At 67.3% G+C, this 23,174-nt stretch carries 21 protein-coding genes; 11 read left to right on the top strand and 10 right to left on the bottom strand.

The annotated features are described in order from the left end of the window. Positions 1 to 19: 19 nt before the first annotated feature. From cobT to LO787_RS15840, 3 genes are all read right to left on the bottom strand, one after another. Positions 20 to 1,834, bottom strand: coding sequence for a cobaltochelatase subunit CobT (cobT, locus tag LO787_RS15850; protein ID WP_232491967.1), 1,815 nt, complete (start codon positions 1,832 to 1,834; stop codon positions 20 to 22). Between the two features lie 128 nt (positions 1,835 to 1,962). Beyond that, entirely contained in the window at positions 1,963 to 2,613 is a 651-nt protein-coding gene (gene fsa, locus LO787_RS15845) for a fructose-6-phosphate aldolase (RefSeq protein ID WP_232491966.1), read from the bottom strand. 202 nt (positions 2,614 to 2,815) lie between these two features. Next, positions 2,816 to 3,511, bottom strand: a complete 696-nt coding sequence (locus LO787_RS15840) for a DUF4197 domain-containing protein (protein WP_232491965.1) — start codon at positions 3,509 to 3,511, stop codon at positions 2,816 to 2,818. Between the two features lie 50 nt (positions 3,512 to 3,561). On the opposite strand from LO787_RS15840, the gene LO787_RS15835 reads away from it, so the two are divergent. After that, positions 3,562 to 5,727, top strand: coding sequence for a primosomal protein N' (locus LO787_RS15835; protein ID WP_232491964.1), 2,166 nt, complete (start codon positions 3,562 to 3,564; stop codon positions 5,725 to 5,727). A gap of 216 nt (positions 5,728 to 5,943) precedes the next feature. Here LO787_RS15835 and LO787_RS15830 read toward each other — a convergent pair whose 3' ends face one another. Next, positions 5,944 to 6,981, bottom strand: a complete 1,038-nt coding sequence (locus LO787_RS15830; protein ID WP_232491963.1) for a bifunctional transcriptional activator/DNA repair enzyme AdaA — start codon at positions 6,979 to 6,981, stop codon at positions 5,944 to 5,946. Next, on the bottom strand, positions 6,978 to 7,463 hold the full coding sequence (locus tag LO787_RS15825; protein WP_232491962.1) for a DUF1203 domain-containing protein: 486 nt from the start codon (positions 7,461 to 7,463) through the stop codon (positions 6,978 to 6,980). Before LO787_RS15825 ends, LO787_RS15830 begins: the two co-directional genes overlap by 4 nt. A 228-nt stretch (positions 7,464 to 7,691) precedes the next feature. On the opposite strand from LO787_RS15825, the gene LO787_RS15820 reads away from it, so the two are divergent. The 5 genes from LO787_RS15820 to LO787_RS15800 all read left to right on the top strand — a co-directional run bounded on the left by LO787_RS15820 (position 7,692) and on the right by LO787_RS15800 (position 12,534). After that, positions 7,692 to 8,246 (top strand): F0F1 ATP synthase subunit delta, encoded by a 555-nt coding sequence (locus tag LO787_RS15820; protein ID WP_232491961.1) that lies wholly within the window; start codon positions 7,692 to 7,694, stop codon positions 8,244 to 8,246. A gap of 13 nt (positions 8,247 to 8,259) precedes the next feature. Beyond that, positions 8,260 to 9,789, top strand: coding sequence for a F0F1 ATP synthase subunit alpha (gene atpA / locus LO787_RS15815; RefSeq protein WP_232491960.1), 1,530 nt, complete (start codon positions 8,260 to 8,262; stop codon positions 9,787 to 9,789). Between the two features lie 127 nt (positions 9,790 to 9,916). Next, on the top strand, positions 9,917 to 10,792 hold the full coding sequence (locus LO787_RS15810) for a F0F1 ATP synthase subunit gamma (protein ID WP_232491959.1): 876 nt from the start codon (positions 9,917 to 9,919) through the stop codon (positions 10,790 to 10,792). 25 nt (positions 10,793 to 10,817) lie between these two features. Further along, entirely contained in the window at positions 10,818 to 12,275 is a 1,458-nt protein-coding gene (gene atpD / locus LO787_RS15805; RefSeq protein ID WP_232491958.1) for a F0F1 ATP synthase subunit beta, read from the top strand. Between the two features lies 1 nt (position 12,276). Beyond that, positions 12,277 to 12,534, top strand: a complete 258-nt coding sequence (locus LO787_RS15800) for an ATP synthase F1 subunit epsilon (RefSeq protein ID WP_232491957.1) — start codon at positions 12,277 to 12,279, stop codon at positions 12,532 to 12,534. A 302-nt stretch (positions 12,535 to 12,836) separates the two neighbouring features. Here LO787_RS15800 and LO787_RS15795 read toward each other — a convergent pair whose 3' ends face one another. Further along, complete coding sequence (locus LO787_RS15795) at positions 12,837 to 13,280, bottom strand: DUF6265 family protein (RefSeq protein ID WP_232491956.1); 444 nt, start codon at positions 13,278 to 13,280, stop codon at positions 12,837 to 12,839. Positions 13,281 to 13,406: 126 nt separating this feature from the next. On the opposite strand from LO787_RS15795, the gene LO787_RS15790 reads away from it, so the two are divergent. Together LO787_RS15790 and LO787_RS15785 are read left to right on the top strand one after the other, a co-directional pair. Next, entirely contained in the window at positions 13,407 to 14,891 is a 1,485-nt protein-coding gene (locus LO787_RS15790) for a hypothetical protein (RefSeq protein WP_232491955.1), read from the top strand. Between the two features lie 70 nt (positions 14,892 to 14,961). Next, positions 14,962 to 15,285: an I78 family peptidase inhibitor gene (locus tag LO787_RS15785; RefSeq protein ID WP_232491954.1), complete on the top strand. Its 324-nt coding sequence runs from the start codon at positions 14,962 to 14,964 to the stop codon at positions 15,283 to 15,285. Here the strand turns inward: LO787_RS15785 and LO787_RS15780 are convergent. Continuing rightward, complete coding sequence (locus LO787_RS15780) at positions 15,273 to 16,421, bottom strand: epoxide hydrolase family protein (protein ID WP_232491953.1); 1,149 nt, start codon at positions 16,419 to 16,421, stop codon at positions 15,273 to 15,275. The two genes, LO787_RS15785 and LO787_RS15780, sit on opposite strands and share 13 nt — an antisense overlap. A gap of 293 nt (positions 16,422 to 16,714) precedes the next feature. Here LO787_RS15780 and leuA point away from each other — a divergent pair, with 293 nt between their 5' ends. Beyond that, positions 16,715 to 18,382 carry a 2-isopropylmalate synthase gene (gene leuA / locus LO787_RS15775; RefSeq protein WP_232491952.1) on the top strand — a complete coding sequence of 556 codons (1,668 nt, stop codon included), beginning with the start codon at positions 16,715 to 16,717 and terminating at the stop codon, positions 18,380 to 18,382. Positions 18,383 to 18,494: 112 nt separating this feature from the next. On the opposite strand, the gene LO787_RS26115 is transcribed toward leuA, so the two are convergent. Further along, on the bottom strand, positions 18,495 to 18,629 hold the full coding sequence (locus LO787_RS26115) for a hypothetical protein (protein WP_255700807.1): 135 nt from the start codon (positions 18,627 to 18,629) through the stop codon (positions 18,495 to 18,497). Positions 18,630 to 18,790: 161 nt separating this feature from the next. Here LO787_RS26115 and LO787_RS15770 point away from each other — a divergent pair, with 161 nt between their 5' ends. Further along, on the top strand, positions 18,791 to 20,248 hold the full coding sequence (locus LO787_RS15770; protein WP_232491951.1) for a hypothetical protein: 1,458 nt from the start codon (positions 18,791 to 18,793) through the stop codon (positions 20,246 to 20,248). A gap of 121 nt (positions 20,249 to 20,369) precedes the next feature. Here LO787_RS15770 and LO787_RS15765 read toward each other — a convergent pair whose 3' ends face one another. Further along, positions 20,370 to 21,542 carry an FAS1-like dehydratase domain-containing protein gene (locus LO787_RS15765; RefSeq protein ID WP_232491950.1) on the bottom strand — a complete coding sequence of 391 codons (1,173 nt, stop codon included), beginning with the start codon at positions 21,540 to 21,542 and terminating at the stop codon, positions 20,370 to 20,372. 165 nt (positions 21,543 to 21,707) lie between these two features. Between LO787_RS15765 and LO787_RS15760 the strand changes: the two genes are divergently transcribed. Then, positions 21,708 to 22,655 carry an NAD(P)H-dependent flavin oxidoreductase gene (locus LO787_RS15760; protein ID WP_232491949.1) on the top strand — a complete coding sequence of 316 codons (948 nt, stop codon included), beginning with the start codon at positions 21,708 to 21,710 and terminating at the stop codon, positions 22,653 to 22,655. On the opposite strand, the gene LO787_RS15755 is transcribed toward LO787_RS15760, so the two are convergent. After that, on the bottom strand, positions 22,610 to 23,164 hold the full coding sequence (locus LO787_RS15755) for an AHH domain-containing protein (protein ID WP_232491948.1): 555 nt from the start codon (positions 23,162 to 23,164) through the stop codon (positions 22,610 to 22,612). The genes LO787_RS15760 and LO787_RS15755 overlap by 46 nt on opposite strands. Positions 23,165 to 23,174 lie beyond the last annotated feature (10 nt).

Here is a 23,174-nt window from a genome sequence, read left to right as displayed (position 1 = left end):
GTCAAGCCGCGCCCGCGCCTCACTCCTCCTCGAACAGCCCCGCAAGCTGCTCGATCATCGTGCCGCCCAGCTGTTCCGCGTCCATGATCGTCACGGCGCGGCGGTAGTAGCGGGTGACGTCGTGGCCGATGCCGATGGCGACGAGCTGGATCGGGGACTTGCTCTCGATCCATTCGATCACGCGGCGCAGGTGGGCTTCGAGATAGCCGGCCGAGTTCACCGAAAGGGTCGAATCGTCCACCGGCGCGCCGTCGGAGATGACCATCAGGATGCGGCGGTCCTCCTGCCGGGCGAGCATGCGGTTGTGTGCCCAGAGCAGCGCCTCGCCGTCGATGTTCTCCTTCAGCAGCCCCTCACGCATCATCAGGCCGAGGTTCTTCTTGGCACGGCGCCAGGGCTCGTCGGCCTTTTTGTAGACGATGTGGCGCAAGTCGTTGAGGCGGCCGGGGTGCTGCGGCTTGCCGTTCGCCAACCATGCCTCGCGGCTCTGGCCGCCCTTCCATGCGCGGGTGGTGAAGCCGAGGATCTCCACCTTCACGCCGCAGCGCTCCAGCGTGCGCGCCAGCACGTCGGCGCTGATCGCCGCGATCGAGATCGGGCGCCCGCGCATCGAGCCGGAATTGTCGAGCAGCAGCGTGACGACGGTGTCCTTGAACTCCACGTCGCGCTCGATCTTGTAGGACAGCGACTGCCCCGGCGAGACGACCACGCGGGCAAGGCGCGCCGCATCGAGCAGCCCCTCTTCCTGATCGAAGTCCCACGAGCGGTTCTGCTGCGCCATCAGGCGGCGCTGGAGACGGTTGGCAAGGCGTGTCACCACGCCCTGCAGGCCCTTGAGCTGAGCGTCGAGATAGGCGCGCAGGCGGGTCAGTTCCTCCTCGTCACAGAGGTCCGAGGCGCCGACGACTTCGTCGAAAGCCTCGGTGAAGACCTTGTAGTCGAAGCTGTCGGGGATGTCGGTCCACGGGCGGTTGGGGCGGACGGGGAGCATGCCCTCCTCGCCTTCCTGACCTTCCTCGCCCTCCTCCATGTCGTCGGAGGTTTCGCCCTCGGCCTCGTTCTCGCCTTCGTCGTCGCCCTGCGACGGCTCGGCGGCCATTTCCATGGGCTCCTGATCCTGGCCCTGCTCGCCGCCTTCTTCCTGCTCCTCGGTCTCCTCCTCGCCGTCCATGTCGTCGGCTTCGTTGGGTTCCTGCGGGATTTCCTCGGCGCGGGTCAGTTCGAGGTGCTGGAGCATGTCGAGCGACAGGCTCTGGAACGCCTTCTGGTCTTCCAGCGAACTGGCCAGCGCATCGAAGTCGGCGGCGGCCTTGCGCTCGATCCAGTTGCGGACCATCTCGACGCCGGGGCGCGCGACTTCGGGCACTTCCTGCCCGGTCAGCCGCTCGCGCAGCAGCAGCGCCAGCGCCGAGGGGACGGGCACGGCGTCGGGCGTATCGGCGCGGGTGATCGGGTCGGAGCCGATGCGCGTCAGCAGTGCGGCATCCAGATTGCCGCGCATCCCTTCATAGGCATTGGCGCCGAGTGCCTCGTAACGGACCATCTCCACCGCATCGAACGCGGCGCGGGCCGTGGGCTCCGAGGGCGCATTGCGCATGTGGAGCTTGTCGTCATGATGGCGCAGCTTGAGCGCGAAGCTGTCGGCGAAGCCGCGCGCCTGCATCGCGGCGGCGCGCGGAAGGCTGCGGCCGGGCATCGGCACGCGGAAAGTGCCGCCGGTCGAACTGGGCGCGTCGGCGGTCCAGTTCACCTCGATCTCGGCCTCCTGCGCAATGGCGCGCGAGGCACCGGCGAGGACGGACTTGAAGCGGTCTGCAGGGGATTCGTCGGACATCGCCTGAACGCCTAGCGCATCGGGGCGGCTGGCTCAAATGGGCGATGTGCGAGGGGGGAAAGATGGGCGGGCTGCGCAAGCAACCCGTCATCCCGGCCTTCGCCGGGATGACGGGTTGCTTTAAAGGATCAGATCGACTGGCCGGTCTTCGCCCAGTCGGCGAGGAAGCCTTCGATGCCCTTGTCGGTCAGGACGTGCTTGAACAGGCCCTTGATGACGGCCGGCGGCGCGGTCATCACGTCGGCGCCGATGCGGGCGGCTTCGAGGACGTGGACCGAGTGGCGGACCGAGGCGACGAGGATTTCGGTCGCGAAGTTGTAGTTGTCGTAGATCAGGCGGATGTCGCTGATCAGCGCCATGCCGTCGAAGCCGTTGTCGTCGTGACGGCCGACGAAGGGCGAGATGAAGGTCGCGCCAGCCTTGGCGGCGAGCAGCGCCTGGTTGGCCGAGAAGCACAGCGTCACGTTGACCATGGTGCCGTCCGAGGTCAGCGCCTTGCAGGTCTTGAGGCCATCCACGGTGAGCGGCACCTTGATGCAGACGTTGTCGGCGATCTTGCGCAGCACTTCGGCCTCGCGCATCATCCCGGCGTGGTCGAGCGCGACGACTTCGGCGCTGACGGGGCCGGTGGTGAGGCCGCAGATCTCGCGCGTCACTTCCATGAAGTCGCGGCCGGACTTCGCGATCAGCGAGGGGTTGGTGGTCACGCCGTCGAGCAGGCCGGTTTCGGCCAGATCCTTGATGTCGGCGATTTCGGCGGTGTCGGCGAAGAATTTCATGTTGCGCAGATCCCTAAGGCGCCGCGAGGGGGGCGGCGATTCTGGCCGCCCCTATAGGGAATGCCGCGCGGGGCGGCTAGGTCATATGACCTTCCCCTCCCTCCGGCATTGCGAGCGGCGCAGCCGCGCGGCAATCCAAAGCCGCGCAAGCCGCCGGGGATTGCTTCGCCTGCGGCTCGCAATGACGATGTCGAGGCGCCGCTTAAAGCGACTTGCCCAGCTTCAGCGCCGCGATCAGCGCCGTATCGTTGGTCGTTTCCGGGTTCGCGCGGATTTCCGCTTCCTGCGCGCCGATCTCGTACCAGATGGCGTTGTCCGCTTCCAGGGCCAGCGCGTGCGCGGCATCGGCCACGTCGACGCCGGTCAGCGCGGTGATGGCGATGCTGAGGATGGGATCCTCGGCGATGCGCATCACGCGGTCGAGTTCGGGGATCATCGCGTTGACGAGACCCGATCCCATCGAGCGGCGCAGGAACGTGGTCGCCGCCGTGTCGCCACCGCGCAGCAGCGCCAGCGCGTCGGTCACGCTGATCGTGCGCACCGCGTCATAGACGACCGGCGCGGCGGCGCGGGCGCCGTCCTCCGCGATGCGGTTGAGTTCATGCTGGAGCTTCTGCTTGAACGCCGCCGAGCGGAACACCTTCTGCGCGGCGGAGCCCGGACGGCCGAACAGCACCGGCATGTTGATCCGCGCGACCTGGCTGTCCCAGAACCCGTCCGGCTGCGTCAGCCGCGCGAAGGCGCGCTGGCTGGAATACATCAGCAGGCTCTCGATCAGAGCCGTGGGACTCGGCCGTCCCATCGTCGCGCAGCCCGGCAGCGCCAGCGCGCCAGTGGCCAGAAATCCTGCAAGCAAGGCCCTGCGCCCCATCATATCCATCTGCGATCCCCTGTTCATCGTATGCGACTCCTTCACGACCGCGTTTGCGCGCGCCTATATGAACGCAGATGCAACGTGTCCGACTCCTCGTCTTCAATGCCGCGCTGGGCGTGCTCGACTATCGCGTGCCGGAGGGAATGACGATCGAATTCGGATCGATCGTCGTCGCCCCCCTCGGCCCGCGCCAGGTGCTCGGCGTGGTATGGGAGCCGGAACGCCTGGGCACGCAGGAAGTGCCTGAAAGCAAACTGAGACCGCTGCTGGGCGTGATGCCCGCTCCGCCGCTGTCGGAGCGGCTGCGGCGGCTGGTGGAGTGGACGGCGGACTACTACTGCGCGCCGCTCTCTGCCGTGGCGCGCATGGCGCTCGGCAGCATTTCGGCGCTGCGCGGCGGTGGCACGACCACCGAATACCGCCTGACCGGGCAGGAACCCGCACGACTGACACCCCAGCGCGCCGCCGCTCTCGATGCGCTGCAGGGCGAGCAGGGATCGATCCGCGAACTGGCGGAACTCGCCAGCGTCTCCGATGGCGTGCTGCGCGGGATGGTCGGCGCGGGGCTGCTGGAGGCGGTGACGGTGGACCTCGACCGGCCCTATCCCCCTGCCCGCCCCGACTTCGCCGAACCCAAGCTGAGCGATCTGCAACAGGACGCCGCCGATATCTTCGTCGGCGCGGTGCAGGACGCGAAGTTCGCGCCGTTCCTGCTCGACGGCGTGACCGGATCGGGCAAGACCGAGTGCTATTTCGAAGCCGTCGCCGAGGCGATCCGGCTTGGGAAGCAGGTGCTCGTCCTCCTGCCCGAGATCGCGCTGACCGAGAATTTCCTGCGCCGCTTCGAGCATCGCTTCGGGGTGCCGCCGATCCTGTGGCACTCCTCTCTCAAGTCCAGCGAGCGGCGGCGTGCGTGGCGTGCGATCGCTTCCGGTGCCGCTCAGTGCGTGGTCGGTGCCCGCTCGGCGCTGTTCCTGCCTTACGCCCATCTCGGCCTGATCGTGGTGGACGAGGCGCACGAGATCTCGTTCAAGCAGGACGACGGGGTGCGCTACAACGCTCGCGACGTGGCGGTGATGCGCGCCAAGTTCGAGGGCATCCCCGTGGTCCTCGCCAGCGCGACGCCCGCGCTCGAATCGATGCAGCTGGCGGAGGCCGGGGTCTATCGCAAGATCGACCTGCCCTCCCGCTTCGGCGGCGCGCAATTGCCCGACATCCGCGTGCTGGACTTGCGCGAACAGGCGCCCGAACGCGGGCGCTGGCTGGCGCCGAAGCTGGTCGAGGCGCTGAAGGACCGGCTGGCCAAGGGCGAACAGTCGCTGCTGTTCCTCAACCGGCGCGGCTATGCCCCGCTGACGCTGTGCCGCAACTGCGGCTACCGCTTCCAGTGCCCCAACTGCACCGCCTGGCTGGTCGAGCACCGTTTCTCCAAGCGCCTCGCCTGCCATCACTGCGGGCATGAGGCGCCAGTCCCCGAAGCGTGCCCCGAATGCGGCACCGGCGACTGCCTCGTCGCCTGCGGCCCCGGCGTGGAGCGCATCGCCGACGAAGTGGCGGAAATCCTGCCCGAAGCGCGCACCGCGCTCGTCACTTCGGACACCATGAACACGCCGCATGCAGTGGGCGAATTCGTGGCGATGGCGGAGAACAAGGCGATCGACGTCATCATCGGCACGCAGCTGGTGACCAAGGGCTACCACTTCCCAGAACTGACGCTGGTGGGCGTGGTCGACGCCGACCTCGGCCTCGAAGGCGGGGACTTGCGCGCCGGGGAACGCACCTACCAGCAGATCGCGCAGGTCGCGGGCCGCGCCGGTCGCGGGGAAAAACCCGGCGAAGTGCTGATCCAGACGCGCCACCCCGAGGCCCCGGTGATCGCGGCGCTGGCCAACGGCGACCGCGACGCCTTCTACGCCGCCGAGACCGACGCCCGCCGCGATGCCCTGGCCCCGCCGTTCGGACGCTGGGCGGCGATCATCGTCAGTTCGGAGGACCAGGCCGAAGCCCTCGCCGCCGCCCGCGCCATCGGCGGCACCGCGCCCGACCTGCCCGACATGCTCGTCCTCGGCCCCGCACCCGCGCCGCTGGCGTTGCTGCGGGGACGGCACAGGTTTCGCCTGCTCATCAATGCCAAGCGCTCGGCGGAATTGCAGAAGACCCTGCGCGCATGGCTCGACCCGCTGGAGTTCGGACGGGGCGTGCGTGTGAACATCGACATCGATCCGTACTCGTTCGTCTGAGTGTTGCTCCCTGCACGCGGGGGCTTCAACAAGCTCAGCCTGAGCGGGTTTTGAGGTTTTGTCCCACAGTCTCTGAAATCGTCATTGCGAGCGCAGCGAAGCAATCCAGCGTCAAGCGATGCCGCTGGATTGCTTCGCTGCGCTCGCAATGACGAAGAGCTCTCAAATCCGCTCAGGCTGAGCTTGTCGAAGCCCCCGCGTCCAAACGCTGCCGCCTCAACGCCCCTCGCGCCGCAGCAGTTCGGTCTTGATCGCCTCGCCATAGGCATAGCCGCCGATCGAACCGTCGGAGCGGATCACGCGATGGCACGGGATCAGCACCGCGACGTTGTTCGCACCGTTGGCCGAGCCTGCCGCGCGCACCGCACCGGGTTTGCCGACCGCCGCCGCGATCTGCGCATATGTGCGTGTCTCGCCCGCCGGGATGCGCTGGAGTTCGCGCCAGACGGCTTCCTGGAACGCGGTGCCCTGCACGTCGAGGGGGATCGCCTGCGACTGCCCGGGCCGCTCCACCGCGCCGACGACATCGGCCAGCAGCTTCGCGAAGTCCGCCCCGCCCTCGACCAGATCGGCATTGGGAAAGCGCGCAGCCAGTTCCTCGCGCCCTTCGGCGAAGGAGAGGCGGCACACGCCCTTGTCCGTCGCGGCGACGAGCATTTCGCCGAGCGTCGTCGGTACCACCGCCCAGCGGATCGTCGCCCCGCGCCCGCCGTCGCGCCATGCCGAGGGGCTCATGCCCATGCGGCCCTGCGTCGCTTCGTAGAAGCGCGAGGACGCACCGAAACCGGCTTCATATATGGCGCCCGTCACGCTGCTGCCTTCGCTGAGCGCCTCGCCCGCCCGCTCGACCCGGCGGGCGCGTACATATTCGGCGGGCGAGAGCCCGACCGCGCGCTTGAACACGCGCTGGAAATGCGTGGGGCTGTATCCCACCTCCGCCGCCAGTTCTCCGAGTGCGGGCGCAGCCTCCACGTCCGCCAGCAGCGCCAGCGCGCGGTTCACCGCCTCCTCGTCGCGCGATACGTCGCCGGGGCGGCAGCGCAGGCAGGCGCGCAGGCCCGCCGCCTCGGCCTCGCCCGCTCGCGCGAAGAAGCGCACGTTCTCCCGCCGGGGATGGCGGGCGGAACAGGACGGGCGGCAATATATACCCGTGGAGAGCACGCCGGTGACGAAGCGCCCGTCGAAGCCGCGATCGCGCGCGAGCACGGCCTGCCATGCCCGTTCGTCGTCGATCGGCTTTTCCGCCACGCTCACTGTGCTTCTCCATCGCGCTCGATCCGGGCGGCGAAGCACCCGTAAGTCGCATAGTGGGCATGAATGTAGGCGACCTCGGCCTCGGCGAACAGGTCGGCGATGCCCGCCTCCACCGCATCGGGCTGCGCAAGCCTTGCCGCGTGCAGCAGGCCGTCCGCATCGAAAGCGCGCAGCGACAGGACGCGGCCCTGCAGAATCGGCGGCAGGGCATCGGCCCAGACAACTCGTTCCTCCGCGCCTTCGTGCTCGCGGACGAATATCGCATAGGCGGTCCGGTAGGGTCCGGGGACGTCGTGGCTGGTGTAGTTGAGCAGGATCAGGCTGTCGCCTTCGCGCGCATCCTGCAAAGTCACGCGGCAGGGAAAGCCGTCATTCGCATCGGCAACGACGCGGATCGCGCCCATTTCAAGCAGTTCTTCGGCGGTCCGGCCGTAATACCGGGCGAAAGCGCCACGCGGCAGGCCTTCGATTCGATAGGTCATTGCAATTACTCCGTCGCGAGTTCGGACCGGACATTGCACGCCGTATCGCAGGGAGGCTTCCCGCCGCTTGCTTTTAAACGGCTTACCTGTCCTTTGTCCCCAGGGCCAAAGGGGCACCTTGCGTTGTAACGGTATCGTCGCTATGCGCGCCCCGTCAGCGGGCAGGGGGAGCACGCTGCGTTGTTGCGCCCCCGGCCCGAACCCACCCGATGTAAGGATAGGACAGGCGTGGAGAATTCCGGAGGCATCAAGGCCAGCTTGCAGGGACGCTACGCTTCGGCGTTGTTCGATCTCGCCAGCGAGAACGGCGCGGTTTCGGCCGTGGAGACCGACCTCGACAACCTCGGCCAGGCCATCCGCGAAAGCGATGAGCTGGCAGCGCTGATTCGCAATCCGCAGATCAGCCGCGAAGCCGCCGCCAAGGCGATCGACGCGGTGGCGGGCGTGCTCAACGTCTCGCCGCTCACCAAGAACTTCCTCGGCGTACTGGCGGGCAACCGTCGCCTGTCGGCCCTGCCCGAGATCATCCGCGCCTTCGCCGCGATCGCCGCCGCCCAGCGCGGTGAGGCGACCGCCGAAGTCACGTCCGCCCACGCGCTCTCCGACGATCAGGTCGAGCAGCTTCGCCAGAAGCTGGAAGTGCGCGAGGGTCGCAAGGTCAAGATCAAGACCAGCGTCGATCCGGAGCTTCTCGGCGGCCTCGTCGTCACCATCGGCTCCAAGCGCATCGACAGCTCGATCCGCACCCGTCTCAATTCGCTCGCCCAGGCCATGAAGGGCTAAGAAAGGCAGAACAATGGATATCCGCGCAGCAGAAATCTCGAAGGTCATCAAGGACCAGATCGCCAGCTTCGGCACCGAAGCCCAGGTTTCCGAGGTCGGCTCGGTTCTGTCGGTCGGTGACGGCATCGCCCGCATCCACGGCCTCGACAACTGCCAGGCCGGCGAGATGGTCGAATTCGCCAACGGCGTGCAGGGCATGGCGCTCAACCTCGAAGCCGACAACGTCGGCGTCGTGATCTTCGGCTCGGACGCCGAGATCAAGGAAGGCGACAGCGTCAAGCGCACCGGCACCATCGTGGACGTGCCCGTCGGCAAGGGTCTGCTCGGCCGCGTCGTCGACGCACTCGGCAACCCGATCGACGGCAAGGGCCCGATCCTCGCCGAGAAGCGCGCCCGCGTCGAATCGAAGGCTCCGGGCATCATCCCGCGCAAGTCGGTTCACGAGCCCGTGCAGACCGGCCTCAAGGCGATCGACGCCCTGGTTCCCGTGGGCCGTGGCCAGCGCGAGCTGATCATCGGTGACCGCCAGACCGGCAAGACCGCCGTCGCCATCGACACCTTCATCAACCAGAAGGAAGCGAACAAGGGCGACGACGAGGGCAAGAAGCTCTACTGCATCTACGTCGCCGTCGGCCAGAAGCGCTCGACCGTCGCGCAGATCGTCCGCCAGCTCGAAGAGAACGGCGCGATGGAATACTCCATCGTCATCGCCGCGACCGCTTCGGAGCCCGCGCCGCTGCAGTACCTCGCGCCCTACACCGGCGCAGCGATGGGTGAGTTCTTCCGCGACAACGGCATGCACGCCGTCATCGTGTACGACGACCTTTCCAAGCAGGCCGTCGCCTACCGCCAGATGTCGCTGCTGCTGCGCCGTCCGCCGGGCCGCGAAGCCTACCCGGGCGACGTCTTCTATCTCCACAGCCGCCTGCTGGAGCGCGCCGCGAAGCTCAACGACGAGAACGGCAACGGCTCGCTGACCGCCCTTCCCATCATCGAAACCCAGGCGGGCGACGTTTCGGCGTACATCCCGACCAACGTGATCTCGATCACCGACGGCCAGATCTTCCTTGAGACCGGCCTGTTCTACCAGGGCATCCGTCCGGCCATCAACGTCGGTCTGTCGGTGTCGCGCGTCGGTGGCTCGGCCCAGACCAAGGCGATGAAGAAGGTCGCCGGTTCGATCAAGCTGGAGCTGGCGCAGTACCGCGAAATGGCTGCCTTCGCGCAGTTCGGCTCGGACCTCGACGCCTCGACCCAGAAGCTGCTCAACCGGGGCGCGCGCCTGACCGAGCTGCTCAAGCAGAAGCAGTTCTCGCCGCTCGCCTTCGAAGAGCAGACCGTGTCGATCTTCGCCGGCACCAACGGCTACCTCGACGGCCTGCCGGTCTCGAAGGTCACCGAGTACGAGGCAGAGATGCTCAGCTACATGCACTCGGAACATGCCGACGTGCTGGCGCTGATCCGCTCGACCAAGGACTTCGGCGACGAAGCGAAGAGCAAGACCAAGGCCGCGCTCGACGCCTTCGCCAAGCAGTTCGCTTAAGTTAAACCGTCATCCCGGCGAAAGCCGGGATCGCAGGCGGTCCTGAAGCAGCCTTGATGAAAGGCTCCGCCCAAGGACCGCCACCGGTCCCGGATCAGGTCCGGGACGACGCAACGAGGAACAACGAGTGGCTTCGCTCAAGGAACTCAAAGGCCGCATCAACTCGGTCAAGTCGACCCAGAAGATCACCAAGGCCAAGCAGATGGTCGCCGCGGCCAAGCTGCGCAAGGCGCAGGCTTCCGCCGAGGCCGCGCGCCCTTACGCCGCGCGTCTCGCCGAAGTGATGGGCTCGCTCGCCTCGAAGATCACGGTCTCCGAGAACAGCCCCAAGCTGCTCGCCGGCACCGGCAGCGACAAGGTTCACCTCCTTGTCGTGGCGAACTCCGACAAGGGCCTGTGCGGCGCGTTCAACTCGAACATCGTCAAGGCAGCCCGCGTCAAGGCGCAGGAACTGGAAGCGCAGGGCAAGACCGTCCTGTTCTACCTGATCGGTCGCAAGGGCCGCGCGGTCATCCGTCGCGAATACCCGAGCCAGATCGCCCACATGTTCGATACCACCGACGTGCGTGACCCCGGCTTCGCCGAGGCCGAGCGCGTCGCCGACGAACTCGTGGCGATGTACGAAGCCGGCAAGTTCGACGTGGCGCACCTGTTCTACTCGAAGTTCCGTTCGGCACTGCTGCAGGAACCGACCGACCAGCAGATCATCCCGGTCCCGGCCCCCAAGGCCGCCGCGACGACTGCCGACGCCGTAACCGAGTACGAGCCCGACGAGGAGGAAATCCTCGCCGCGCTGCTGCCGCGCTACCTGAAGACCCAGCTCTTCGGCGCGCTGCTGGAGAACGCCGCTTCGGAACAGGGCGCATCGATGACCGCGATGGACAACGCCACGCGGAACGCCGGCGACCTCATCAAGAAGCTGACGATCGTGTACAACCGCACCCGCCAGGCTGCGATCACCACCGAACTCGTCGAAATCATCGCGGGCGCGGAAGCGCTCTAAGAAACCGCAGGCTAAGGAAACCACAATGGCCACCGCACCCGTGCTCAACCTCACCACTACCGGCAAGATCAGCCAGATCATCGGCGCCGTCGTCGACGTCACCTTCGAAGGCGAACTGCCCGCAATCCTCTCCGCGCTGGAGACCGAGAACAACGGCCAGAAGCTGGTGCTCGAAGTCGCCCAGCACCTCGGCGAGAACACCGTGCGCACCATCGCGATGGACGGCACCGACGGTCTGACCCGCGGCCAGCCCGTGTCGAACACCGGCAAGCAGATCTCCGTGCCGGTCGGCCCGAAGACCCTCGGCCGCATCATGAACGTCGTCGGCGACCCGATCGACGAGCGCGGCCCGATCGGCGCCGACCAGTTCGCCCCGATCCACGCCAAGGCTCCCGAGTTCGTCGACCAGTCGACCGAAGCGGCGATCCTCGTCACCGGCATCAAGGTCATCGACCTTCTCGCCCCCTACGCCAAGGGCGGCAAGATCGGCCTGTTCGGCGGCGCCGGCGTCGGCAAGACCGTTCTGATCCAGGAACTGATCAACAACATCGCCAAGGGCCACGGCGGCGTCTCCGTCTTCGCGGGCGTCGGCGAGCGTACCCGTGAAGGCAACGACCTTTACCACGAGTTCCTCGACGCAGGCGTCATCGCCAAGGACGCCGAGGGCAACGCCACCTCGGACGGTTCCAAGGTCGCCCTCGTTTTCGGCCAGATGAACGAGCCCCCGGGCGCCCGCGCCCGCGTCGCTCTTTCGGGCCTGACCATGGCCGAGTACTTCCGCGACCAGGAAGGCCAGGACGTCCTGTTCTTCGTCGACAACATCTTCCGCTTCACGCAGGCGGGCGCAGAAGTGTCGGCGCTGCTCGGCCGTATTCCTTCGGCCGTGGGCTACCAGCCGACCCTGTCGACCGACATGGGCGCGCTGCAGGAGCGCATCACCTCGACCACCAAGGGCTCGATCACCTCGGTCCAGGCGATCTACGTTCCCGCAGACGACCTTACCGACCCGGCGCCGGCCACCTCGTTCGCGCACCTCGACGCGACGACCACGCTGAACCGCGCCATCTCGGAGCTGGGCATCTACCCGGCAGTCGACCCGCTCGACTCGACCTCGCGCGTGCTTGAGCCCCGCATCGTCGGTGCCGAGCACTACGAGACCGCCCGCCGCGTCCAGGAAACCCTGCAGAAGTACAAGTCGCTGCAGGACATCATCGCCATTCTCGGCATGGACGAACTGTCGGAAGAGGACAAGGTCACGGTCGCCCGCGCCCGCAAGATCCAGCGCTTCCTCTCGCAGCCGTTCCACGTCGCGGAAGTCTTCACCGGCATCTCGGGCAAGTTCGTCCAGCTGGAAGACACCGTGAAGTCGTTCAAGGCCGTCGTCGACGGTGAGTACGACCACCTGCCGGAAGCCGCGTTCTACATGGTCGGCGGCATCGACGAGGCGGTCGAGAAGGCCAAGAAGCTGGCGGCGGACGCCTGATATGCCCCTGCACTTCGAACTCGTCACGCCTGCGAAGCTGGTCCGCTCCGAGGAAGTCCACATGGTGGTCGTCCCCGGCACGGAAGGCGAGTTCGGCGTGCTGGCGGGCCACGCGCCCTTCATGTCGACGATCGCCGACGGCGCGCTGAAGGTCTACAAGACCGAGAACGGCGTGCCCGAGGAAATCCGCATCACCGGCGGCTTCGCCGAAGTGGGCGATGCGGGCCTGACCGTGCTGGCCGAGCACGTCGAGGGCTGATCCTTCGCGACAAGCGTAACGAAAAAGGGCGTCGCCGGGAAACCGGCGGCGCCCTTTTCGCGTGGGGGCTTTCGGCTCAGGCCGTGTGCGAGGCAACGCGCCATGCCGCCGGGGGCTTCGACAGGCTCAGCCTGAGCGGGATTAGAAACCAGTTCTCAAATCCGCTCAGGCTGAGCTTGTCGAAGCCCCATCCCCCACCTCTTCGTCATTGCGAGCGCAGCGAAGCAATCCATGGTCGGCCCACCCCGCTGGATTGCTTCGCTACTCTCGCAATGACGAATGAGGGTGGCTTTAGCTGACCCTCAACGAACCTTCCGGAAAGTCCACCCGAACGTCTGGCTCCCGTCCGCAAGCGCGATCTCGGCGTGCAGGGTCTCGCCCTCGCGCCAGTAGCGGATGCGCTGGGGGTAATCGTGGGCGGTGTTCAGGAAGGTGATCCCCTCGCCCTCGCTCGCCGTTCGCTCGAACGCCGTCCACGGGCTGCCGCGCAGGGAGGCGCGGAAGGCGATGTTGCCGTCCGCCTTTCCGACTGGGCCGATCTGCATCATTTCCCAGTTCGCCGTCTTTGCCGGCTCCGCCACCTTGCCGCTGCGGTTGGTGCCGAGCATCACGCCGCCGCGCGCCGGGGTCCAGCATTCCTCGGTCCATTCGGTCGCGGTCTCGCTGATCCAGCAGCCGGCCATCCAGTCGGGCAGCGCGGGCGCCGAAACCACCGCAGCCGCCGCAAGCACCAGAACTCCCGCCATCGTCCGCCTCCCCCTGTCGAGGCCGCGAGCATCGCACCCGGCCCCGCCGAAGTACAGCCGCCACGAATTCGCCAAATGGTAAGACTTTCTTGACTATGAAGGCGCGTGTTTTCGCGGGGGTTTTCGATGATCGGGGCAGCATTGGCCCAGAATGGCCGGGTGGATGACCGGAGCGCGAGGCTCGTCCAGTTCGCGGTGATCCTTGCCGTCGCGGTGCTGCTGCGCTGTCCGGCCTGGGGCGAGTGGAATTTCGGGATCGACGACCAGTTCTACGCCCTCGCGGGGGAGCGGCTGGCCAAGGGCGACCTGCTCTACGTCGATTTCTGGGACCGCAAGGGACCGCTGCTCTACCTGATATTCACCGGCATGAGCTTCGTGTGCCGCTCGATGCTGTTCTACCAGATCGCCACGACGGTCTGGGTCGCCCTGGGAGCCTACGGGGTGAACCGCCTCGCCGCGCGCATCGGCACGCCGACCGCCGCGCTGCTTTGCGCCATCACCTATCTCGCGCTGCTGAGCCGGTTCGAGGGCGACAACATGCAGGCGGGCGCGTTCTTCAACACGTTCGTGATCGCCGCCGTCTGCGTGCTCGCGTCGCGGCTTGACCTGCTGCGGCAGGGACGGATCGACGCGCTGCTGGTCCTCGGCTTCCTGTCGGCCGGATGCGCCATCGCGATCAAGCAGACCGCCGCGTTCGAGGGGATGCTGCTCGGACTGATCGCCGTCTTCATGCTGTGGCGCTCCGGCAGCCATCCGCTTTCGATCGCGTGGAGGGCCGCCCTGCTCGCCCTCGCCGGAGCGGCGCCGATGCTGGCGACGGGGCTGGTCTACTGGTCCAACGGCCATTTCGCCGACTTGTGGAACGCGATGGTCACGTCCAATTTCGCGCGCGGCTATGCCGATCCCGGCATCCGCGTGAAGTGGATGCTGACGATGGTCGGCATGCTGGGCATTCCGTTCTTCTTCGCCGGGATCGGCCTCCACGCCCTGCGATCGGTGGAACCGGAGCGCAGGCCCTTCGTATGGATCGTCGGGCTGTGGGCGCTGGTGGCGCTGGCGCTGATCTTCGCGTTCCCGAACATCTACGTCCACTATGCGCAGTCGGCCCTCGCCCCGCTGGCGATCCTGTGCGCGGGATATTTCGCGCATCGAAGGCCGATCTGGCCCGGCCTCGTCGCGCTCGTCGGGCTGAGCCTCGTCCTGTCCGGCACCTTCCACCTAGCCGACCGCTGGCGCGCCCGTCCCGCCGCCGAGGCATTGGTGGAGCACGTCCGCGCCGTGACGCCGGGCAAGCGCCTGCTGGTCTGGGGCGCGCCGAGCTATCTCTATTCGCTCATCGACACCGCCCCGCCCAGCGCCCTCGCCTTCGCCCCGCATTTCTACGAGGGACGCGAATGGAGCGGGCGGGACCGCGACGCGGAACTGCGCCGCGTCCTGTCCACCCACCCGGAGACGATCGTCGCGCAGACGCCGCTGCCCGCAACGCCGCTCAACGAAACGGCGGTCGCCATGGTGGATGCCTACGCCGGCCACTGCCGCCGCGTCCGCAGCTTCACGATCTACGACCATAACGGCGAACAGGTCTATCGCGTCTTCAGCGCCTGTTCCTGACATTCGCCCGACCGTCGTTGAAGTGCCGTTCATCTTCGCTAGGCTAGCGGCCCGGGAAAGGAGAGCCTACATGTCCCCCAAGTCGTTCGTCGCCCCCATCCTGCTCGCAGCCTCGCTTGCCGCGTGCAGCAGCCAGACCCCGCCGCCCGCTTCGACGCCTGAACCGGCACCGGAAGCCTCGGCCGAGCCGACCTCGTGCGGCGCGGAGCAGTTCGCGAGCTACGTCGGCCAGAAGGGCACCGACGACGTCATCGCCGCGATCCAGGCCAAGCGGGGCGACCAGCCGATCCGCGTCATCAAGCCCGGCATGGCCGTGACGATGGACTACCGCGCCGAGCGCCTCAACGTCGATCTCGACGACAGCGGCACGATCACGCGCTTCTACTGCTCCTGACGCATCAGGCTGAAACAGGCCCGCAGTTCCGAAACGAATAGCTCCGGCTGCTCCCAGGCGGCGAAATGGCCGCCTTGGGGGCAGTCGTTCCAGTAGACGATGTTGCGCAGGATCTGCTGCGCCCACTGCCGCGGTGCTTTCGTGATCTCCTTCGGGAAGGTGGAGACGCCCGCTGGCAGCAGGACCGGCCCCGACTGCCCGATCCTGCCATAGCTTTCCCAATAGAGCCGCGCCGCCGAGGCACCCGTTCCCGGCAGCCAGTAGAGCATCACGTTGTCGAGCACCGCCTCCATCGACAACACATCGAGCGGTGAACCCGCATTGTCGGTCCAGCCCGCCAGCTTCTCGTATATCCACGCCGCCAGCGCCACCGGGCTGTCGACCAGTGCATAGCCGATCGTCTGCGGCCGCGTACTCTGCACCTTCGCATAGCCCGAATCGAACTTGGTGTAGCGCCGCCCTGCCTCCAGAGCCTCGCGCACTTCGGCGCCGTCTTGCGCCCGGTCCTGAGCTGAGGGGCGCGCCAGCGGCATGTTGGTGTGGATGCCCGCGAGCCCTTCAGGCGCCTGCCCGCCCATCGCGGTGGTGACGATGCCGCCCCAGTCGCCTCCTTGCGCGAACCAGCCCGCATAGCCCAGTCGCCGCATCAGTTCGGCCCATGCCCTGCCGATCCGCTCGACGCCCCAGCCGGTGCCCGAAGGCTTGCCCGAAAAGCCATACCCCGGCAGCGAGGGCACGACGACGTGGAAGGCGTCCTCGGCCCGCCCACCGTGCGCGACCGGGTCGGTCAGCGGCGCGATCACCTCCATGAACTCCACGACCGATCCCGGCCAGCCGTGCGTCAGGATCAGCGGCGCGGCCTGTTCGTGCGGTGAGCGGACGTGGAGGAAATGGATGTCCAGCCCGTCGATCCCAGTCGTGAACTGCCCGACCCCATTCAGCCGCGCCTCGCAGCGCCGCCAGTCGTAGCCATCCGCCCAGTAGGCGACGAGTTCCTGCAAGGCCGCCAGCGGCACCCCCTGCGACCAGTCCGCCACCGTCTCGCGCTCCGGCCAGCGGGTCGCGGCGAGGCGGCGGCGCAGGTCGTCGAGATCGCTCTGCGGAACGGCAAGATGGAAGGGGTTGATCGCGCTCATGCCCGCCACGCTATGCCGCAACTTTCGGCAACGCCAACGCCCGGTGCCAGCCTGTGACGGCAATCGGACGAGGCCCGCGCGGTCGCGAAATTGCTTCGGCCTCGCCGCATTGCCTCTTTACACGGCGCGCCAAGGTGCCCATAGGCTGCGGCATGACCCGTCTTCTCGGCCTTACCCTGCGACTTACCCGCCCTTGGGCGTGAGGTAGTGCGTCGGCCTGCGGCGCGCTCGGCGCTCAAGGGGACCAGATCACCGACCTTACCCGCAGAAGACTTCCCGAGCGAGACTACCCCATGACGATGCTGAAAGACCCTTCGGTCAAGTACCGCCCCTTCCCGCAGATCGACCTGCCGAACCGCCAGTGGCCTTCGCAGGTCATCACCAAGGCGCCGCGCTGGCTTTCCACCGACCTGCGCGACGGCAACCAGGCGCTGATCGATCCGATGGGCGCGGAAAAGAAGAGCCGCTTCTTCGACCTGCTGGTCAAGGTCGGCCTCAAGGAGATCGAAGTCGGCTTCCCCAGCGCGGGCGCGACCGAGTTCGACTTCATCCGCGGCCTCGTCGATGACGGCCGCATTCCCGACGACGTGCTGGTGCAGGTGCTGACCCAGTCGCGGCAGGATCTGATCGAGCGCACGTTCGAGAGCCTGGCGGGCGCGAAGGCCGGTATCGTGCACCTCTACAACGCCGTCTCTCCGCTGTGGCGCAACGTGGTGTTCGGCATGGAGCGCCACGAGATCCGCGGCATCGCCGAGACCGGCGCGAAGATCCTGCGCGATCAGGCGGCGAAGTACCCGCAGACGCAGTGGCACTTCGAGTACTCGCCTGAGACGTTCTCCACCGCAGAACTCGATTTCTCGATCGAGTGCTGCGAGGCGGTGATGGAAATCCTCAAGCCCACGCCCGAGAACCCGATCATCCTCAACCTGCCCGCGACGGTGGAGGCGGCGACGCCGAACATCTACGCGGACCAGATCGAGTACTTCTGCCGCAATCTGCCCAACCGCGATGCGGCGGTGATCTCGCTGCACACCCACAACGATCGCGGCACCGGCGTCGCGGCGGCGGAGCTGGGCCTGATGGCGGGCGCCGACCGCGTCGAGGGCTGCCTGTTCGGCAACGGCGAGCGCACCGGCAACTGCTGCCTCGTGACGGTCGCGATGAACATGTACACGCAGGGCGTGAACCCGGAACTGGACTTCTCGGACATCGACGAAGTGATCCAGACGGTCGAATACTGCAACCAGCTGAAGGTGGCCGAGCGTCACCCCTATGGCGGCGAACTGGTCTTTACCGCGTTCTCGGGATCGCACCAGGACGCGATCAAGAAGGGCTTCGCGGCGCAGGAAAAGCGCAACGACCAGATCTGGTCGGTGCCCTACCTGCCGATCGACCCCGCCGATCTGGGCCGCAGCTACGAAGCGGTGATCCGCGTGAACTCGCAGTCGGGCAAGGGCGGCTTCGCCTGGGTGATCGAGCAGGATCAGGGCCTCAAGCTGCCCAAGCGGATGCAGGCGCACTTCTCCAAGCACGTTCAGGAACTGGCCGACGAACTGGGCCGCGAACTGCAGGCGGGCGACATCTGGGACGTGTTCCAGAAGGCCTATCGCCTCAGCGGCGAGCAGCGCTTCCAGCTGATCGACTGGGACGAGGCGAAGGGCCCGGACAATACCCGCGTCTTCGCCGGCAAGATCGGCGTCGGCGGCAAGGAGCAGTCGGTGTCCGGCAAGGGCAACGGCCTGATCTCCTCCGTCACCGCCACGATCGCGGAGAGCTTCGGCGTCCACCTCGACGTGCGTGACTATGCCGAGCACTCGATGGGCAAGAGCAGCGACGCGCGCGCCGCCGCCTATGTCGAATGCGCCCTGCCCGATGGTCGCACCGTCTGGGGCGTGGGCATCGACGAGGACGTCGCCACCGCCAGCGTGCGCGCCGTGCTGAGCGCCGCCAACGCGGCCTGACGCCGGGCACGATTTTAGAGTTCGAAGGAGGGTCCGGCCGGGTGACGGTCGGACCCTTTTGCGTGCCCGGCCTGTGCGGTGCCGGTGCTGCTCTGGCGACGCCAGGTTCAGTTCAGTGCACGATCGCCGCCACAATGGCGGCAACCTTCGAAATGCCCTCCTGATCGGCTTTTGCGTGCAGCTGAGCCCGTATTGCGTACGCAGAGATGCCGGAAAACCGGGCTTTTCGTAACGGATGCAGGGCCATCCCGAAATTCCCTTCCGTTCACCGCCCGCTCCCGAAACGGTCTTGCGCATCCTAATGAGCCAATCCGAACCATAGCGCCACGACGGCTCCGTCTACCCGCGCCGTCCTCCCGCCACCGGCGTAACGCTCTGGCTACAGAGCATTAATTGGAGGACAGCACGATGCCACTCACCCAGTCGCGCAAGACAGCCAGGCACGCCCTGCTATGCGCCGCCACCATCCCCCTTCTCCTGCTCGGCGCCTGCGCCGACAGCGTGGGATTCAACACCGGACCCGGCGGAACTCCGAGCCCTTCGCCCAGCCCAAGCCCTTCTCCCAGCCCGACGCCGAGCCCAACGCCCACACCGGGTCCGACGCCGACGCCCAGCCCGACACCCACCCCCACGCCCCCGACCACCAGCTTCACCGGCTCGGCAGTAGGCGTCAGCGTCGGCAACACCTCGATCCTCGGCCCCAGCGGCTCGGGCACCCTCATCGTCGTCAACATCGCGCCGCCGGCCTCGGGCCAATCCACAAACAACCTCGCCGTCGATGTCCTCTCGGGCGACGACAAGGTCGTGGCGGTGAAGCTGCCGACGACCACGCAGCAGACGCAGGCCGCCCTCGCGCCGGTCGGCGCGCTGGCCGGAGCCCTGCTCGGGCAGCAGGCGAGCGCGACCGTGAACAGCGTGACCGATGGCCTCTCGCCCACAGTCGCCGCCGTCACCTCCACCGTCAGCACCGTTGCCAATCCGCTGCTCGATACGGTGAACGGCGTACTAGCCCCGGTGGTGGGGCAGAACGGCCTGCTCAGCCCGGTCACCGGCCAGCTCGGCGGACTGGCGGACGGCCTGACCGGCGCGCTGCCGGGAGGAGGCACCGGTCCCGCGCCGACCTACACTGGCCCGCTGGTGGGGCTCGATCTCGCCAACCACGGCGTCACCGGGCCAAGCACCTCGGGCACCCTGATCGCGGCCAACGTCCTGTCGAACAACCCGGGTCTCGTCTCGGGAACGCTGGTGACGGCTGACGTTCTCTCGGACGACAAGGTCGTCGATGTGAAGCTGCCCACCACGGCGGCAGGCGTCGCACAGGGCCTCGCCCCGGTCGGCAATCTGGCGGGAGCGCTGCTGGGCGCGCAAGTCGGCAGCACCGTCACGCAGGTCACCAACGGCGCCGCGCCTGTACTCGCGCCGGTCACGAGCGCGGTCAATACCGTGACCTCACCCGTGTTGGACACCCTCAACGGCACGCTCGGCCAGGTGGTCGGCGGCATAGGCTCGGGCCAGACCGGCGGCGATGCGTTGAGCCCCGTGACGGGTCTTGTCGGCGGCTTGCTGGGCGGTGTCGGCGGCGGCGCGGGAACGGGTGACATCCTTGCCCCGGTGACCGGCGTCGTGGGTGGCCTGCTCGGCGGTGTGGGCGGTGGCACCGGATCGGGCGAGGTGCTCGCGCCGGTGACGGGGATCGTCGGCGGCCTTCTCGGCGGGGTCAGCGGCGGTTCCGGCACGGGAGACGTGCTTGCCCCGGTGACCGGCCTCGTCGGCGGCCTGCTGGGGGGCACAACCGGTTCGAATAACGCTCTCGCACCCGTTACCGGGCTCGTCGGAGGACTGCTGGGCGGGGTTTCGGGCAACTAGGGACGAAGGTCCGCGTGTCCTTCCGCTCTGTTGCCCTCCCCCAGGGGGGACACGCTGCGACCCTGCTGCGGTGACGTAACAGGGGGGAGGCGGCTCTTGCCGGAGCCGCCTCCTTTTTGGTTCATTTCTTCTTGGGCAGCTCGATCTCGGCAGTGCCCAGGCACATCTTCACGCCCTTCTGGTTCTGCATGAGGTGCTTTACCTGCACCAGATGGCGCCCCTCGTCGTCGATCATCTTGTCGACCACTTCGGCGGTCTGGATGGTGACGTCGCCCGAAAGCGCAGGGCCGCGATAGTTCGCGGTCGAGTGGACGACCATGCCCCACTCGCCCGCCCATCCGGCAAGGTAATCCGTCACCCATGCCCCCATCGACGCCCCGTAGCCATAAGCGCGCGGCATGCCGATCTTGCGGGCATACTTGGGGAACAGGTGCCCACGCGAAGGACCGTAATAGGCGCCGTCGGTCAGTTCCGGGTTGATCCGTTCCATCACCGGGTCGTTCTCGTGCCCAGCCATTTCCTTGGTGAAGCCAAGCGCCTCAAGATCGATGGTGCGGCGGTCCAGCGTACCCCAAACGGTGAACAGGTAGGACCGCCATTCGGTGGTGAAGCTGGCGACAGTGTGCGGGCCGAAGACGCGCTCGGGCAATTGATCGCCCACGTTCACGTCGTCCCACCAGCGCTCGCCGTGGCCGAGGTCGTGTAGCATCTGCACCCATGCGAACTTGCGCGCTTCCAGCGCCTCGATCTCGGCGTCGGTCCACTCCGGTTCCTCGAACTCGGTGGTATCGACACGCGCGCCGCCCGCCGCCGCGCGATAGCGGATCGCGGTGGACCGCTGCTTGGCGATCAGTTCGCCATGCTGGTTGCGGTAGTAGTTGTCGCCGCGCTGGAAGCAGGTCGGGCCGAAGCCGGTGTCCTTGACCGTGTAGTCGTAGGGAATGCGCTCGTTGGTGATGGTGTCGCCGCCGAACACGCGCGGGCCGTAGTGCCAGAACTCGTCCCCGCCGAACAGCAGGTGCGATTCGGCGATCCCGCCCATGCAGGACGAGGACGTGCCGTGGCTGTCGTCCATGACGATGGGGAAGCTCTGCGGCGCGACGAGCTTGCCCCAGCGGCTCGCGGCAGCGAAGGCCGGGTCGAAATGGGCGAGATTGGGGTAGTGCATCGCCTGCACCCAGCGGCGGATGTCGTTGTTGCCCAGCGGCTCGCGGATCGGCGAACTGTCTATGACCGTGCCGAGATACTGGTCGATGTCCGAGCAATCGAACGGGGCGTCGGCAAGATCCGACATGGCGCTTCTCCTCTCCTGCTAATCGACAACGGTGTCTATTTCAGCATCGAGGCGAGGTCACGCCTGCCGGCGACGGAAACGCGGGGGCGGTAAGGCGGCTCTCTCGACAGGCGGCGCGCGGGCGATTATGCCAGTGTTTAATCGAACGATTAAAACGGAGACGAGATGCCCTTCCCCGCGCCACAGTCGCTGCGCCTGCCCGTGATCGCGGCCCCCATGTTCATCGTCTCCAACCCCGAACTGGTGATCGCACAGGTGCGCAGCGGCGTGGTCGGCAGCTTTCCCGCGCTCAACGCCCGGCCCTCCAGCCAACTCGACGAATGGCTGCACCGCATCACCGAGGAGACCGCCGGGTGCGAGGCGCCCTTCGCGGTGAACCTCATCGTCCACCGCACCAATACGCGGCTGGAAGAAGACCTTGCCGTGCTGGAAAAGTGGAAGGTGCCGCTCGTCATCACCTCGCTCGGCGCGAACGTCGAGGTAAACGCGGCAGTCCACGGCTGGGGCGGCGTGGTGATGCACGACGTGATCGACGACATGTTCGCCCGCAAGGCCATCGACAAGGGCGCGGACGGCCTGATCGCGGTCGCGGCCGGCGCAGGCGGGCACGCCGGGCCACAGTCACCCTTCGCACTGATGCAGGAGATCCGCAGCTGGTTCGACGGGCCGGTGGCGCTGTCGGGCGCGATCGCGTGTGGCCGCTCGATCCTGGCGGCGCAGGCGATGGGAGCGGACTTCGCCTATATCGGCACGCCCTGGATCGCCACGGCAGAGGCCCATGCGCCCGACGGGTACAAGCAGGCCATCGTCGACGGCCACGCGGCCGACATCGTCAATTCCAACCTCTTCACCGGCGTCCACGGCAATTACCTGCGTCCCTCGATCATCGCGGCGGGCATGGACCCGGACAATCTGCCGCAGGGTGACAAGAGCACGATGGACTTCGGATCGGGCGGGAACACCGCCGCAAAGGCATGGAAGGACATCTGGGGCGCCGGACAGGGCATCGGCGCCGTCCGCGCTGTCGAAACGGTGGCCGGGCGCGTGGAGGCGCTGGCGGCGCAGTATCAGTCGGCGAAGGCGGAGATGCGCGGCCTCGTCGGCATCGACTGAACCGGCATGGCCTCCGCCAACACACCCGTTGCGCCCCAGAGCGTCTCGGCCATTGCGTCGAGTTCGGTGAAGTCCACGCCCTTGCCCAGAGGATCGCGGCGGTTGAGCCGTAGCCGCCGCTTCCGACCGTCGAGCAGGAACCGGCGCAGCGCGCGTTGCAACAGGTCGAGGCGCATCTGAGCCTCAACCAGCGCGGCCTGCGGGTCGCTGCCCCGCAGCGCCGCCCAGCCACTCTCGATCTGCCCGACCCGCTCGATCACGAGTTGACTGTAGAGCCGATGCGGTCCGCGATGCAGCGGCAGGCCCATGCGCATCGCGGCGGTTTCCTCGCAGGGGAGCAGGAGGCCGTTCTCACGGAAGTCGTCGAAGCGCCGGTTATCGTCGCCGATGCCCTCCAGCATGCGCGCAAACGCGGAGCGCCCCAGCAACTGGCGCGGCAGCAGGTGGTGGCGCTGCAGGCCGGGGTCGTAGCCGGGGGCGTCGCTCCGGTTGACGGAGCGGAAGGACAAGTGTCGGCGA

This window comes from Novosphingobium kaempferiae (genome assembly GCF_021227995.1).
Classification (GTDB): domain Bacteria; phylum Pseudomonadota; class Alphaproteobacteria; order Sphingomonadales; family Sphingomonadaceae; genus Novosphingobium; species Novosphingobium kaempferiae.
The sequence above is the reverse complement of the archived record's forward strand: the minus strand, read 5'-3'. Positions and strand labels throughout refer to the sequence as shown.